Below are 13,941 nucleotides of genomic sequence, written 5' to 3' on the forward strand. Positions count from 1 at the left end.
TTTACGCCAGCAGCGTCCGCGGCGACGGGTCGTCGAGCAGCGCCGTGATGAGGTGCCGGTCCGGCCAGCGCCCGGTCGCCCAGGCGAACGCGCGGGCCAGGCCCTCCGACGTGTCGGCCGCGTGCAGCCGGCCGTCGGACCACCACTGGACGTCGTGCTCGGTGAGCTGGATCGACACGGTCAGCGGGTCGTGCACCAGCACACCACCGTCGGGCAGCCGGATCCCGAGCTGCTCGGCGACGAGCTTGAGCGCGGGCAGCTCGGCCCACGGCGCGTACTCGCCCTCGCTGATGATCTCGGCGGGGGTGGTGCTCGCCAGCGGGAGATCGAGCAGGTCCGCCAGCCGCTCCGGCTCGTCGGGCGCGACGACGTACTGGTCCGGTTCGAGCGCCCCGGCGACCCACGGCACGTCCAGGACCAGCGCGTCTTCGACGACGGACCCGTCCGCGGCCCGGACGGCGTCCGGCGCGCCGGGATCGAACCCGGACTCGACGACGGCGTCGTAGGCGCGCGTGGTCAAGCCGGCCGAGACGGTGCGGTCCGGGTCGCCGAGCCGGCGCAGGACGTCCGCCGCCTCGTCCACTGTGGACAGCGTGAGATCCTTGCGCACTCCGGCGATCCGAAGCAGGTCTTCGGTCAGCCCGACGTCGGGGACCTCGTCGTAGAGTCCGGCGAGGTCGGCGTCCGGCAGCCGCCACTCGTTCGGCGCCAGCCCGCCGAGCACGGCGTACTGCGCGATCCACCAGGCGGCGTGCCCGCCGGGCGTGCGCAGCGCGTGCCACGTCTCGGGCCGCGCCGCGAGCAGGCGCAGCGCCGCGGGCCAGGAGTCGTCGGCGACGAGGTCGAGGTCCCGGATCGCGACGAGCGTCGACGGCGGCTCGGAGCGCGCGTCCCACCAGGCTTCCTCGTCCGGCAGGTCGTGATCGGGTTCGTGCGGCTCGTCGTCGTTGACCAGCGCGAACGAGTCGAGCACACCGACGGCTTTCAGCGTCCCGTCCGGCCAGTCTTCGGCGAAGTCGTCGTCGAGGACGTCGAGCGTGCCGTCCTCCTCGAAGACCTCTTCGTCGAAGATGTCGATGAGCGGCGACGCCGGGAGCACGAGTTCGTCGGCACGGCGCCAGGTGTCGGTGGCGGGCAACGCGAGCGCGCTGGTCCACTGTGGAGCGTCGTCCCCGCAGTCGGCGATCAGCCGGAGGACCGCGCCGGCGAGCGTCGTCCCGTCCAAACCGGACCGGACGTCCTCGACACTGCGTTCGACGGCGTCACGCAGCTGGTCGGCGTTGAGCAGCTCACGCGCGTCGGCGTGCTTGGCGCCCAGCCGTTCCAGCAGCGGGTGCGACGCCGCGGGGTGCACCAGCCGCAGCCCCGGAATGTCCACATCGGACAGCAGGTCGAGCAGTTCGGCCGAGCCGTCGACGAGCAGGCTGCCCCGCGCACCGGGCAACGTACGGCCGTCGGAGAGCGGCACGGGCAGCCCGTCGAGCCTGGCCGCGGCGAGCGCGTGGGATTCGACGGCGATGTTCAGTGCTTTGTAGACGTCGTGCCACCAGGACGGCTCCCGCGTGGCGCCGGTAAGCGTTTCCAGCACCTCTTCAACGCTGATCACTTGCACAGAAACAGCCTTGAGCGCACTGGCGGGCGGCGCTTCGGCGAGCAGATCGGGAACAACGTCGGTCAGCAGCGCGGGCAGCCCAGGCACATCGACGTCGATCACGCGCGCCTGACGACCGGAGACCTCCCGACCGTCCTGAGTGGACAACCACGGTTCGGTGGCGAGCTGCGCCAGCACGTCGTCCCGCAGCTGAGCGTCCACAGTGGACTTCGGAAACCCGGGCACGGGCACGAGCGCGAACCGGTGTTCCGGCGGCAGCAGCCGAACCAGGTCGACGTACTCTTTCGCGGCTTTTTCCAGCGCCCGCTTGAGTTCTTCACCGGGAAGCGCCCGCCGTCGCGACGGCTCGACCGGCACGGGCGCGAGCAGCCGAGCGGGCAGCGAAAGCCCGTCATCGGTCGGCGTCGGTGCGTGCAGAACGTCTTCCACGAGCGGAACCGGAGTTCCGTGATCGTCGACCGGCACGGCCCAGACGACGTCACCGCGATGAGTCAGCCACCGGGTTTTCTTTCCAGGCCCACGAATCTCGACGATGTCTTGGTCGGCATCGCGAGTCCAAACGCGACCGTCCACATCGACCTCGGCCAGCCAGGGCAGGGCAAGCAGAAGGTCACCGATGTCCCGGCCTAGCTCGTCGAGAAGAGCCCGCCCATCAACATCGCCACGCAGCGGCAGGCGAATTTCGGTGTCAAAGCCGGCGGACGGTTTGGCCTCGACCGGCCACGGAAGCCGCAGAACGGGAACGTCACCCTCGATCCCGGCGGCTTCGCGGGTACGTTCGGCGGAGAAGACGACCCCACCGGCAGTACTGAGCACCTGCGGCTCATCGGAAACGGTCCGGACGGCGGCAAAACCGACCCCAAAGCGCCCGACGGTGTCCCCGGTCTTGCCGGAAGCCCGCAGCGACGCGAGCGAGGCCACACCCCGCGCGTCGAGCGGAGCACCGGTGTTGGCGAACCTCAGCTGACCGTCCACAAGCGACACTTTGACGCGCCCAGGCACACCGGCAGCCATGGCGGCATCGGCAGCGTTCTGCGCAAGCTCGACAAAGAGCCGATCCCGATAGGCCCCAACGCGCAGGTCCCGCTCGACGTTGGTGTCCTCGATAAGCCGAGTGGGCGAGTCCCGCCAGGCGCGCAGAGTCGCATCCCGAAGCCGCGCAGTACCGAAGGGATCAGCACCGGCCGACTCAGCCGTGGGTTCGGTCACCGTTCGCTGCGGTGATCGGTCTCGGTGCCGTCGTGGTGCGTGGCCTCGGTCTCCGCAGCTCCGGTCCCGGTGGCGTCGTGGTGCGCGGCCTCGGTCTCCGCAACCCCGGTCCCGGTGGCGTCGTGACGCGCGGCCTCAGTCCCCGCAATCCCGATGGCGTCGTGCTGCGCGGCCTCAGGCTCCGCGACCCCGGTCCCGGCGGCATCGCGATGCACAGCCTCGGTCTCCGTGGCGCCGGTCCCGGTGCCGTCGTGGTGCGCGGCTTCGGTTTCCGTGGCGTCAGTTGCTGCCTCGGTGCCCGCGCTCCCCGCCTCGGCGTCTTCGGCCTGAGTCGGCTCGGCGACAACCGCATAGGTCACTTCGGCCTGAGCAGGTTGGACTTTCTGCGACTCGACGGTCTCGGTGACAACCGAGTCGGTCAGCACGGCTTCCGGCAACTCGACCTCGGAACCGTCCGCCAGCGGCCCGACAGCGGTGTCGGTCACCTCGGCCTCGGCCGCAACCGGCTCGCCGACCACCACGGACAGCTCAGCGACCGCGGCATCATCAGCCTCGACCACCTGTGGCTCAGCAGCCACATCGCCCTGGGCCGATTCCGGCACGTCAGCCGCACCGGTCTCGCCTACCGCAGTTTCCTGAGCTTCGGGCATAGCGTCCGGCAACTCGGCAACATCAACCCGGCCCGGCTCCTGCTCGGAAGCCGCTTCGGCTTCAGAGCCAGCACCCGCGGCCTGCTCAACCTTCTGAGGCTCCGCAGCCTGGACCGGCTCCGACACCTCAGCCTGCTCGGCCGCCGCAACCGGCTCAGCCGACTGCTGGTCGACCGCAGCACCTTCGGCTTCGACCACCTGCGACTCGGCACCGACCTGGGTCGACTCCGGCGCCTCAGCCGCCAGCGGCTCAGCCTCCGGCACGACCGACTGCGGCTCGGCAGTCACCTCGGCCTGGGCCGGCTCCGCAACCTCGGCCTCAGCAGGCTTGGTCTCCGCCGCAACGGGCTCGACCTCCGCCGACACCGCAGCAGCTGGCTCGGCTTCTTCCGCCAACGGCTTGGCCGCAGCGGACTCCGTCTCGGCGGTCAGCGGCTCCGCCGCTGCCGCTTCGGCCGCCGCCGTAACCGGCTCGGCCTCAGGCACAACCGACTGCGGCTCGGCAGTCGCTTCGGCCCGGATCGGCTCCGAAACCTCAGCTCCCGGCGCGGCTTCAGCCGCCACCGGCGCAACCGCGGCCGACTCGGTCCCGGCAGTCACCTGGTCAACCTCGGCCGACTCGGTCCCGGCGGTCACCGGCTCAGCTGCAGCCGGCTCGGCCCCAGTGGTCACCGGCTCAGCCACAACCGACTCGGCTTCTGCCGCCGCCAGCTCAGCCGAAACCGGCTCGGTCCCGGCAGCCACCGGCTCAACCGACTCGGTCCCAGCCGCCACCGGGTCGACCTCGGCCGACTCGGCTTCCGTCGTCACCGCAGCCTGAGTCGCCTCCGGCGCCTCGGCCGTCAGCGGCTCGGCAGCCGCCGTCGCTGTTGCTGCCTCGGCCTCCGCTACCTCCGGCTCCACCTCCGCCGGTGACAGGTCGGCCTCCGTCACCGCGGTTTCGGTCTCCGCTGCCGGGGACTCGACTGCCTCCGTGGCCTCGACCACCGCTACCGCTTCGACCTCAGCCACCGTCGGGTCTGCAACCGTTCCCTCGGCTCGGGCCGTGGGCACCGAAACAACCTCAGCGGCCGGAGCTTCCGAAGGCTCAGCAACCGGCGCTGCTTCAGGCGTGTCGTACTCCAGCAGTGAGTCGTCGTAGACCAGTTCCGCTACCGGGATCGACGATGTCACCTCGACCTCTACCTCAGAGTGCGCTCCGCAGCCGTACTCGACGTCGACTACGTGGCCGTCCGCTGGGGCTATGTCGTTCGTGCATGCTCCGAAGCCGCCTCGCAACGACCCCGCCAGCGGGACGAAGAAACCGCACGTTCCGCACACTCCCGGCGCCGATCGGGCCATGTCCGAGCGGGGGCCGAACTCGCCGCCGTGCCAGCGGGTTGCCGCGTCTTCGCGGCCGAAGCGGGACAGGACGTGGATGCGGCCCAAGCCCGTCTCGCGGGCCACCTCCTCCACCGCCGGGTCGTCCGACTGGAGGTACGCCGGTGCTAGGCGGGGGTCGTTGTCGTCCGTCGGGAAGATGTCGCCGACGCCCAGGTCGCCCGCGCGGACCCGGCGCTCCCACGGCACCCACGCCGGCGCGATGCGCGCCTCGGGGCCGGGGACCAGGACGACCTCGCTGACCGTCACCGGCTCGTCGTCGCCCGCCAAGGCGATCGTCACGCACCAGCGCCAGCCGCGGTAGCCGGGCACCTGCGCCTCGAACAGGTGACTCGCCGAGACCGCGTCCTCCCGGCCGGCGCCGACGTGGGCACCGATCTGCTCCTCGGGCGCTTCCGCCAGCACCGCGACACGCGCGAACTCCACCGCATCGGCGAGTTTGCGCTGCACGGAGCCGTCGTCCAGGGTCAGCAGCAGAGTCATGCGGCCAATTGTGCCGCACGCACCCGCGGCGCCCGTGCCAGGCTGTTCTACGTGCGCACGCCGATCCTCACCACGCTGCTGCTGGCCGCCGCGCTCGGCGGCTGCGCGGGCACTCCCGCCACGCCGTCCGGCCCGGAACAACTCACGGTCCAGGTGGTCTCGACGCTGCCGCACGACCCCGCCGCGTTCACCGAAGGCCTCGAGTTCGCGGGCGGCACGCTCTACGAAAGCACCGGTCTCGCCGGTCAGTCGCAGCTGACCGCCGGACCCGCCGGCGGCCCGCCCGGCCAACGCGCCACGCTGCCGTCGCCCCTGTTCGGCGAGGGCGTCACGATCCTCGGCCCGACGCTCTGGCAGCTCACCTGGCAGGACGGCTTCGCGATCGAACGCGACACGAAGACCCTCGCCGAGCTGCGGCGGGTGCCGTTCCAGGGTGAGGGCTGGGGGCTGTGCCACCAGGACAGCGGCCGGCTGGTGATGAGCAACGGCTCGTCGTGGCTGACCTTCCGCGACCCGAAGACCTTCGCCGTGACCGGCAGTGTCGACGTCGGCCGCGACCAGCTCAACGAACTCGAGTGCGTCGGCGACGACGTCTACGCAAACGTTTGGCACACCGACACCATCCTGCGGATCGACGCCGCCACCGGGCACGTCACCGCGACGATCGACGCAGGTCAGCTGCGTGCGCAGGCGAAGGTGACCGATCCGGAAGCCGTGCTCAACGGGATCGCCGCCGTCCCGGGGACCGACGAGTTCCTGCTGGCCGGCAAGCAGTGGCCGGTCACGTTCCGGGTGAGGTTCGTCCCGCCGAAGCACGGATGAGCAGGCGGAACCGGCCCCGGGTAAGGCAGGATTGAGGCGTGGCACTCTTCGGCTCCCGTTCCGGCTCCGACGGCGCACGCTCCGGCCGGTCGGGTCAGCGCGGCCGGAAGAGCAAGCGACGCTGGACGCCGGAACCGGGCGCGGCCCAGGCCCGCTCCTGGCGGGAGGCCACGCCGACGCGCGTCGACCGCCCGGCCGCCCCGCCCGCCAACCCCACCCGGGTCGACCGCGCCGCGGCACCGCCCGCGAACCCGACCCGCGTCGACCGCCCCACGGCGCCGCCGGCGAACCCGGCCCGCGTCGATCCCCCGTACGCGGAACGACCCCAGCCGCCCCGGCAAGAGCCACCCCGCCAGGCGCCGCCCCGGCGCGAGCCGCCGGGCGGGTACTACGACCAGGCACCCCGCGTCCCGGACGCGAACGAGGCCCCGACCGCCGCCGCGCCGACGGGGCACCGGCCACCGCCGCCGCCGCGTGGCGCCCGGCCGTACCCGGCCCACGACCCGAACCGCACCGACCCGAACCGAACCGAGCAGGTCCGTCGCGAGCCGGCCCCGCCGGGCGGCTTCTACCAGGGCGAACACCACCCCGGCAGCGGTGAGTACGAGCACTACGACACCGGCGGTTACGCGGGTGAGCCGCGCCCGCCCGAGCCCGAACCGGCGCCCCGGGAAGAGCCGCGCACTCCCGGCGGCACACCGAAGCTGCCGAAGAAGATCACCGTCACGCGCGTGGCGGCGATGCGCGGGCGGCAGCTGACCGGCCAGGCCGTCGGCGCCTTCCAGCGCGCGACGAAGGCCGACGGCGCCGAGAAGTCCGGCCTCACCTCGCTGACCTACGCCGTGATGCTGAACTACGCCAGCGACGCGGCCATGGCGATCGCGCTGGCCAACACCCTGTTCTTCGCCGCGACCAGCGGCGAGAGCAAGGGCAAGGTGGCGCTCTACCTGCTCATCACGATCGCGCCGTTCGCGCTGGTCGCGCCGGTGATCGGGCCCGCGCTCGACAAGGTGCAGCGCGGGCGGCGGCTGGCGATGTGCGCGTCGTCGGTCGGCCAGGGCCTGATGGCCGTCGTGATGGCGCTGCACTTCGACGACTGGCTGCTCTACCCGGCCGCGCTCGGGATGATGGTGCTCTCGAAGTCGTTCACCGTGCTCAAGGCCGCGGTGACGCCCCGGGTGCTGCCGTCCGAGATCACGCTGTCCAAGACGAACGCCCGGCTGACCACGTTCGGCCTGATCGCCGCGGGCACGTTCGGCGCCCTGGCCAGCGGCATCAACGCCATCACCGGCTCGGCGGGCGCGCTGTGGTTCACGGCGCTGATCTGCGTCGCCGCGGCCGTGCAGTCGATGCGGATCCCGGCCTGGGTCGAGGCGACCGAGGGCGAGGTCCCGACGTCGCTTTCGGCGCACCCGACCGAGAAGAAACGGCGTCAGCCGCTGGGCCGCCACATCGTCGTCGCGCTGTGGGGCAACGGCTCGGTGCGCGTGCTCACCGGCTTCCTGATGATGTTCGCCGCGTTCGCGGTGAAGGCCCAGACCGAGGGCACCGGGCACACCCCGTTCATGCAGCTGCTGCTGCTGGGCGTGATCGGCGTCGCGGCCGGGGCCGGCGGGTTCCTCGGCAATGCCCTGGGCTCGCGGCTGAGCTTCGGTTCGCCGGATCAGGTGATCGTCGCGTGCGTGGCGAGCTGCGTGCTGGCCGCGCTGGTGGCGACCGTGCTGCCCGGCTTGGCGACGGCGGCGATCGTCGGCCTGGTCGGCGCGACGGCCAGCGCGCTGGCGAAGATCAGCCTCGACGCCGTGATCCAGGAGGACCTGCCCGAGGAGTCGCGCGCGTCGGCGTTCGGCCGGTCGGAGACCGTGCTGCAGCTGGCGTGGTGCCTCGGTGGCGGCGCCGGCCTGCTGCTGCCGCCGACGTACTGGATCGGCTTCCTGGTGATCACGGTCGTCCTGGCCGTCGGCCTGACCCAGACCTACCTGGTGCGCCGCGGCGGTTCGCTCGTGCCGGGCCTCGGTGGCGACCGCCCGCTGCGCCCCGAGCCGACCGGCAGCTTTCCGGCCCAGGGCCTGCCCGGGGACCCACGGGCCCGCCGGTAGGCTCCGGCACATGCGACGTTCCCGGGTGGTGGCCCTGCTTGCGGCCGGTGGGTTCGCGGTGGCCGGCTGCTCGGCGCCCGGCCCGGCCGAGGTCACCTTCTACGCCGACGGCCACACCATCAACACCACGCCGGTGCTGACGTGCGACTACTCGCAGCAGCTCGCGCAGCCGTGCAGCGCGAAGGGCCAGACGCAGACGCTCCGCATCCGGCCGGGCAAGCCGGTGCAGGTCTCGGTGCCCGGCGAGGTCGCGGACGCGCCGTGGCAGATCGTCTACGAATACGTGACCCCGCAGGGCGAGTTCAAGCAGAGCGACCCGATCCCGTTCACCTCGCTGGACCGCTACGCGTACACGGTCACGCCGCCGACGCCCGCCGACCGCATCTCGGCGGTCGACGTCCAGCGGTACACGGCCGTGCTGCGCGCGGACACCGGCGAGTCGGGCCTGCTGCCCAGCGACGTCTGGGGCCTGCGGCTCGACCAGCCGCAGGCGTGACGCCGGCTCAGGGATCCAGGTCCCGGGCGACGGCGCGCATGATCTCGCCGATCTGCTTGGTGTTCTTCTTGTCCGGGTAGCGGTTGCGCCGCAGGTCCGGCTGCACCTTCAGCTCGATCAGCTTGATCATGTCCTCGATCAGGCCATGCAGCTCTTCGGCCGGGCGGCGACGGGCCTCGGCGACGGACGGCGGCGGGTCGAGCAGCCGGACGGAGAGCGCCTGCGGCCCGCGACGGCCGTCGGCGACGCCGAACTCGAGCCGCTGTCCGGCCTTGAGCCCCTCGATGCCCTGCGGCAGCGCGGCCTTGCGGATGTAGACGTCGGCGCCACCGTCGTCCTGCGTGACGAAGCCGAAGCCCTTCTCCACGTCGTACCACTTGACCTTGCCGGTCGGCACTTCCCTCACCAGTCCTTCTGCTGTCCCGCTCACGACGAACGCGCCCGGTGGGCGTACCCAGGGCGCGCTCCTGAAAGGGTATCTCGCCACATGCCCTGGGGAGAAGTCGGTAACGGCGGATACCCTTTGCTCCATGACGACCGCGACAAAGGAGGCCGCCGTGGCCGCCCCCGGTAAACCGTTCCTCATGCGGATCGGCATCGGCCTCTTCGGCCTCGGCATGCTCGCCGTGCTGGCGGTGTTCATCATGTTCGCCGCCGGCCTGGAGAACCTGCCGGTGTGGCTGTCGGCCGCCGCCGGGATCATCACGCCGCTGGGCCTGCTGCTGGGCTTGATCGCGCTGGTCCGCGAAGCGCGCGCCAAGAAGTAACAGCGCAGCTCCGCTGCTCCGTTGAGGGCGGCGGCGGGGGCATGGATGGAATAGCGTCAGGGCACCACGCTCCCGGCGAAGGTCCGTTCGAACCACTCGGGGAACTCCGTCAGCGAGTCGAACACCACTTCGGCGCCCTCTCGCAGCAGCAGGGCGCGGTCGCACGGACCCGTCGTGACGCCGACCGGGATCGCCCCGGCGGCGAGCGCGCCCCGGACGTCGCCGGCGTGATCTCCGACATACACGCGCGCGTCGTGCGCCAGCAGCGCCTCGGCCTTCCGCGTCGACCACAGCTCGCCGACGACCTCGTCGACGTCCAGGCCGAGCGCGTCCACGTGCAGCTGCGCGTTGGGCGCGTACTTGCCGGTGACGACGAGCGTGCGCCCGCCCGCGGCCCGGACCGCGCGCAGCGACTCGGCCGCGCCCGGCAGCGCGACCGTGCTCGGCACGACCATGTCCGGGTACAGCGCGCGGAACCGGTCGATCAGCCCCGGGATGCGTTCCTCAGGTGCCTCGAAGCCACGCAGGGCGTCGTCGAGCGGCGGGCCGAGGTTGGCCGCGAACGCCGCGCCGTCGAGCGGCAGGCCGGCCTCGACGCCGAGCCTGTTCATCGCCGCCTCCATGCCCGGCCGCGCGTCGATCAGTGTCATGTCGAGGTCGAAGCCCACCGTGATGCCCACACCAGCACCGTAGCTGCCACCACCGACAGATTTACACACGAACCGATCATGTACAGCGTCTTGACAGCGAAGCGATCTGTGTCAAGGTGAGATTGTGACCAGCTTCACTGACCGGACCAAGGCGTCCCTCCGCGAAGCGCTGCTCGACGCGGCCGGGGACCTGTTGCCGGACCGGGGTTACGCGGCGCTGCGGATGGCCGATGTCGCGGCCCGGGCCGGGGTGAGCAGGCAGACCGTCTACAACGAGTTCGGCAACAAGGCGGCGCTGGCCCAGGCGGTGGCGCTGCGCACCGCGGCGGAGTTCCTCGACGGGATCCGGCAGCGGTTCGAGACGGCGGACGGCCTGCTGGCCGGCATCCACCGCGGCGTCGTCTACACGATCGAGCACGCGCGGGAGAACCGCCTGGTCGCGGCGGCGCTCGGCACCGAAGCCGGCGAAGACCTGCTGCCCCTGCTGACCACCAAGGGCGAGCCGATCCTGACCGCGGCCGCCGAACTGGCGGCCGAGCACTACCTCGAACTGGAGCCGGGGCTGTCGGCCGAGTCCGCGGCCCTGCTCGCGGAGACCGTCGTGCGGCTTTCACTGTCGCACCTCGTGCTCCCCACACACACGGCGATGGAGGCGGCCGACGCCGTCACCGCCGTCATGGCACCCGCCATCCGGCACTTCGCCCCCCGATCGTCCACAATGGAGTGACACGATGACCGACACGCTCCCGGAGTTGCGGACCGGCTTCTCCTCACTGCGCAAGGGCGGCCTGAACTGGGACTCGTTCCCGCTGCGGCTGTTCGTCAAGGGCAACAAGAAGTTCTGGAACCCGGCGGACCTCGACTTCAGCCGGGAGCGTGAAGGCTGGGACACGCTCAACCCCGAACAACAACGCTCGACGACGTACCTGGTCGCGCAGTTCATCGCGGGCGAGGAAGCCGTCACCGAGGACATCCAGCCGTTCATGCGGGCGATGTCGGCGACCGGCAGGTTCGGTGACGAGATGTACCTGACGCAGTTCTGCTTCGAGGAAGCCAAGCACACGGAAGTGTTCCGGCGGTGGATGGACGCCGTCGGGCTGACCGAGGACCTGCACCCGTACGTCGCCGAAAACCCGCACTACCGCAAGCTGTTCTACGAAGAGCTGCCACAGTCGTTGCGGGCGCTGGAGGACGATCCCAGCCCGCTCAACCAGATCCGGGCGAGCGTGACGTACAACCACGTCATCGAGGGCAGCCTCGCGCTGACGGGGTACTACTCGTGGCAGCTGATCTGCACCCAGCAGAACATCCTGCCGGGCATGCAGGAACTGGTCCGCCGCATCGGCGACGACGAGCGCCGGCACATGGCGTGGGGCACGTTCACCTGTCGCCGCCACGTGGCCGCGGACGACTCGCTGTGGGACGCGGTGCAGCAGCGGATGGGCGAGCTGCTCCCCCACGCGCTCGACATGATCCAGTGGGTGCAGGACCAGTTCGAGGAAGTGCCGTTCGACAACGACCCGGAGGAGATCATCCAGTACGCGGCGGACCGCGCGCAGCGACGGCTGGGCGCGATCGAGTCGGCGCGCGGGATGCCGGTGGAGCAGATCGACCTGGACTACTCGCCGGAACAGCTGGAAGACACGTTCGGCGAGGAAGACGAGAAGGCGATCGCCGAGGCGGCGGCCGCGGTTTCCTGACGCGCGTGCCGTGAGGGGCACCTTCAGGGCTTATTTGTCCCTGAAGGTGCCCCTCACGGCGTTTCAGCTCACCAGTCCCAGTACAGGATCTCCACCATGTCGACCTCCCTTCGCGACACTTGCGAAGGGGCAACGCCCGAGCGTCCCGCTCGGTTTAGGCGTGCTTCGCGGCCGCCGCGGACTCCAAGCCCAGCAACGTGATCGACTTCTCGCGCATCTCGACCTTGCGGACCTTGCCCGTCACCGTCATCGGGAACTCCTCGACGAGGTGCACGTACCGCGGGATCTTGTAGCGCGCGAGCTTGCCTTCGCAGAACTCACGCACCTTCTCGGAGGTCAACGGCGAAGCGCCTTCGCGCATCTGGACCCACGCCATCAGCTCTTCGCCGTACTTCTCGTCCGGGACGCCGATGACCTGCGCGTCGAGGATGTCCGGGTGCGTGTAGAGGAACTCCTCGATCTCGCGCGGGTACAGGTTCTCGCCGCCGCGGATGACCATGTCCTTGATGCGGCCGGTGATGTTGACGTAGCCGTCGTCGTCCATGACCGCCAGGTCGCCGGTGTGCATCCAGCGGGCCGCGTCGATCGCCTCGGCCGTCTTGTCCGGCTGCTCCCAGTACCCGAGCATCACCGAATACCCGCGCGTGCACAGCTCACCCGGCACGCCGCGGGGCACGGTCAGCCCGGTCTCCGGGTCGACGACCTTGCTCTCCAGGTGCGGCCCGACCCGCCCGACCGTCGAGACCCGGCGCTCGACCGAGTCGTCCGAGCGCGTCTGCGTCGACACCGGGGACGTCTCGGTCATGCCGTAACAAATGGACACCTCGGCCATCCCCATCCGGTCGATGACCTGCTTCATCACCTCGACCGGGCACGGCGAGCCCGCCATGATCCCGGTGCGCAGCGACGAGAGGTCGAAGCTCGCGAAGTCCGGGTGGTTCAGCTCGGCGATGAACATCGTCGGCACGCCGTAGAGCGACGTGCACTGCTCGGCGGCGACGGCTTCGAGCGTCGCCTTCGGGTCGAACGCCGGCGCCGGGATGACCATGCACGCGCCGTGGCTGGTGCAGGCCAGGTTGCCCATCACCATGCCGAAGCAGTGGTAGAAGGGAACACATATGCAAACACGATCATTATGATCGTAATCACATAGCTCCCCGACGAAGAACCCGTTGTTCAGGATGTTGTGGTGACTGAGCGTGGCGCCCTTCGGGAAGCCCGTCGTCCCCGAGGTGTACTGGATGTTGATCGGGTCATCCGGGGATAACGCCGCCTGCTTCTCGGCCAGCACGTCCGGGTCGCCCGGCCAGCCGGCGTCGATCAGGGCCTGCCAGCTCTCGCCACCGAGGATCACGACATGCTCGAGCGCGGCGCACTTCTCCCGGACCTCCTCGACCATCGCCGGGTAGTCCGACGTCTTGAAAGCGTCCGAGGCCACCAGCAGCTTCACCCCGGACTGGTTGAGCACGAACTCCAGCTCGTGCGACCGGTAGGCCGGGTTGATGTTGACCAGGATCGCGCCGATCTTCGCGGTCGCGTACTGAACGCAGGTCCACTCCCACCGGTTCGGCGACCAGATCCCCACCCGATCACCCTTGTCGATCCCCAGGGAGAGCAGCCCGAGCGCGACGGCGTTTACCTCGGCCGCGAGGTCCCGGTAAGTCCACCGGCGGCCGGCGTACCGGTCGACCAGCGCGTCCTGGTCCGGGAACGCGGCCACGGTGCGGTCGAAGTTGTCACCGATGGTGTCACCCAGGAGCGGGGTGTCGGAGGTCCCCGAGGCGTAGCTGGGCAGGGCGGGCGCGTCAGGCATGGTGCCTCCTGAAGTCGGCAGTGACTCGGGTCAAGTCTAAGAACACGGACGCCGGGGAGCCACCGCGGGAATATCGGACGCCATCCGCCAGATGGCAAGGTTCTCGCGGCCGCGCAGGCCCTGTCGTCGCTTGGTGCCGGCCACACCTACGACGTGTGATCCTGGGAGTTCCTAAAGTGGCCTGACCAGCGGAAACGCTGCTCGGAACACTCTCCCAGGCCGTCTGAGAACGAAGATCATGGCCCATACTAGGCTGGCCT

General features: G+C 70.6%; 11 protein-coding genes. 6 read left to right on the plus strand and 5 right to left on the minus strand.

Annotation, left to right across the window (positions count from 1 at the left end):
• Position 1 precedes the first annotated feature (1 nt).
• Both OHS58_RS32275 and OHS58_RS32285 read right to left on the minus strand, forming a co-directional pair.
• Positions 2–2,821: a sacsin N-terminal ATP-binding-like domain-containing protein gene (locus OHS58_RS32275; protein ID WP_442875481.1), complete on the minus strand. Its 2,820-nt coding sequence runs from the start codon at positions 2,819–2,821 to the stop codon at positions 2–4.
• Positions 2,818–5,334, minus strand: a complete 2,517-nt coding sequence (locus OHS58_RS32285) for a DUF3027 domain-containing protein (protein WP_328645007.1) — start codon at positions 5,332–5,334, stop codon at positions 2,818–2,820. Before OHS58_RS32285 ends, OHS58_RS32275 begins: the two co-directional genes overlap by 4 nt.
• Positions 5,335–5,385: 51 nt before the next feature.
• Here OHS58_RS32285 and OHS58_RS32290 point away from each other — a divergent pair, with 51 nt between their 5' ends.
• The 3 genes from OHS58_RS32290 to OHS58_RS32300 are packed head-to-tail and all read left to right on the plus strand — an operon-like array spanning position 5,386 to position 8,751.
• On the plus strand, positions 5,386–6,156 hold the full coding sequence (locus tag OHS58_RS32290) for a glutaminyl-peptide cyclotransferase (RefSeq protein ID WP_328645008.1): 771 nt from the start codon (positions 5,386–5,388) through the stop codon (positions 6,154–6,156).
• A 38-nt stretch (positions 6,157–6,194) separates the two neighbouring features.
• A complete protein-coding gene (locus tag OHS58_RS32295) occupies positions 6,195–8,255 on the plus strand; it encodes an MFS transporter (protein WP_328645009.1) in 2,061 nt (686 codons plus the stop codon).
• A 10-nt stretch (positions 8,256–8,265) separates the two neighbouring features.
• On the plus strand, positions 8,266–8,751 hold the full coding sequence (locus tag OHS58_RS32300; RefSeq protein ID WP_326957302.1) for a DUF2771 family protein: 486 nt from the start codon (positions 8,266–8,268) through the stop codon (positions 8,749–8,751).
• 7 nt (positions 8,752–8,758) lie between these two features.
• On the opposite strand, the gene OHS58_RS32305 is transcribed toward OHS58_RS32300, so the two are convergent.
• A complete protein-coding gene (locus OHS58_RS32305; RefSeq protein ID WP_326951683.1) occupies positions 8,759–9,148 on the minus strand; it encodes a cold-shock protein in 390 nt (129 codons plus the stop codon).
• Between the two features lie 133 nt (positions 9,149–9,281).
• Here OHS58_RS32305 and OHS58_RS32310 point away from each other — a divergent pair, with 133 nt between their 5' ends.
• Positions 9,282–9,518: a hypothetical protein gene (locus OHS58_RS32310; RefSeq protein WP_247058461.1), complete on the plus strand. Its 237-nt coding sequence runs from the start codon at positions 9,282–9,284 to the stop codon at positions 9,516–9,518.
• A 56-nt stretch (positions 9,519–9,574) separates the two neighbouring features.
• On the opposite strand, the gene OHS58_RS32315 is transcribed toward OHS58_RS32310, so the two are convergent.
• Complete coding sequence (locus OHS58_RS32315) at positions 9,575–10,198, minus strand: HAD family hydrolase (RefSeq protein WP_326944696.1); 624 nt, start codon at positions 10,196–10,198, stop codon at positions 9,575–9,577.
• A 94-nt stretch (positions 10,199–10,292) separates the two neighbouring features.
• Between OHS58_RS32315 and OHS58_RS32320 the strand changes: the two genes are divergently transcribed.
• The gene (locus tag OHS58_RS32320; protein WP_328645010.1) at positions 10,293–10,895 is read left to right on the plus strand and encodes a TetR/AcrR family transcriptional regulator; all 603 of its coding nucleotides are present in this window, start codon (positions 10,293–10,295) and stop codon (positions 10,893–10,895) included.
• 4 nt (positions 10,896–10,899) lie between these two features.
• Positions 10,900–11,868 carry a R2-like ligand-binding oxidase gene (locus OHS58_RS32325; RefSeq protein ID WP_247058467.1) on the plus strand — a complete coding sequence of 323 codons (969 nt, stop codon included), beginning with the start codon at positions 10,900–10,902 and terminating at the stop codon, positions 11,866–11,868.
• Positions 11,869–12,022: 154 nt separating this feature from the next.
• Here OHS58_RS32325 and OHS58_RS32330 read toward each other — a convergent pair whose 3' ends face one another.
• Positions 12,023–13,681: an AMP-binding protein gene (locus OHS58_RS32330; RefSeq protein ID WP_328645011.1), complete on the minus strand. Its 1,659-nt coding sequence runs from the start codon at positions 13,679–13,681 to the stop codon at positions 12,023–12,025.
• Between the last annotated feature and the right edge of the window lie 260 nt (positions 13,682–13,941).

Origin of the sequence: Amycolatopsis sp. NBC_00348 (assembly GCF_036114655.1) — a bacterium.
Lineage (GTDB): Bacteria > Actinomycetota > Actinomycetes > Mycobacteriales > Pseudonocardiaceae > Amycolatopsis.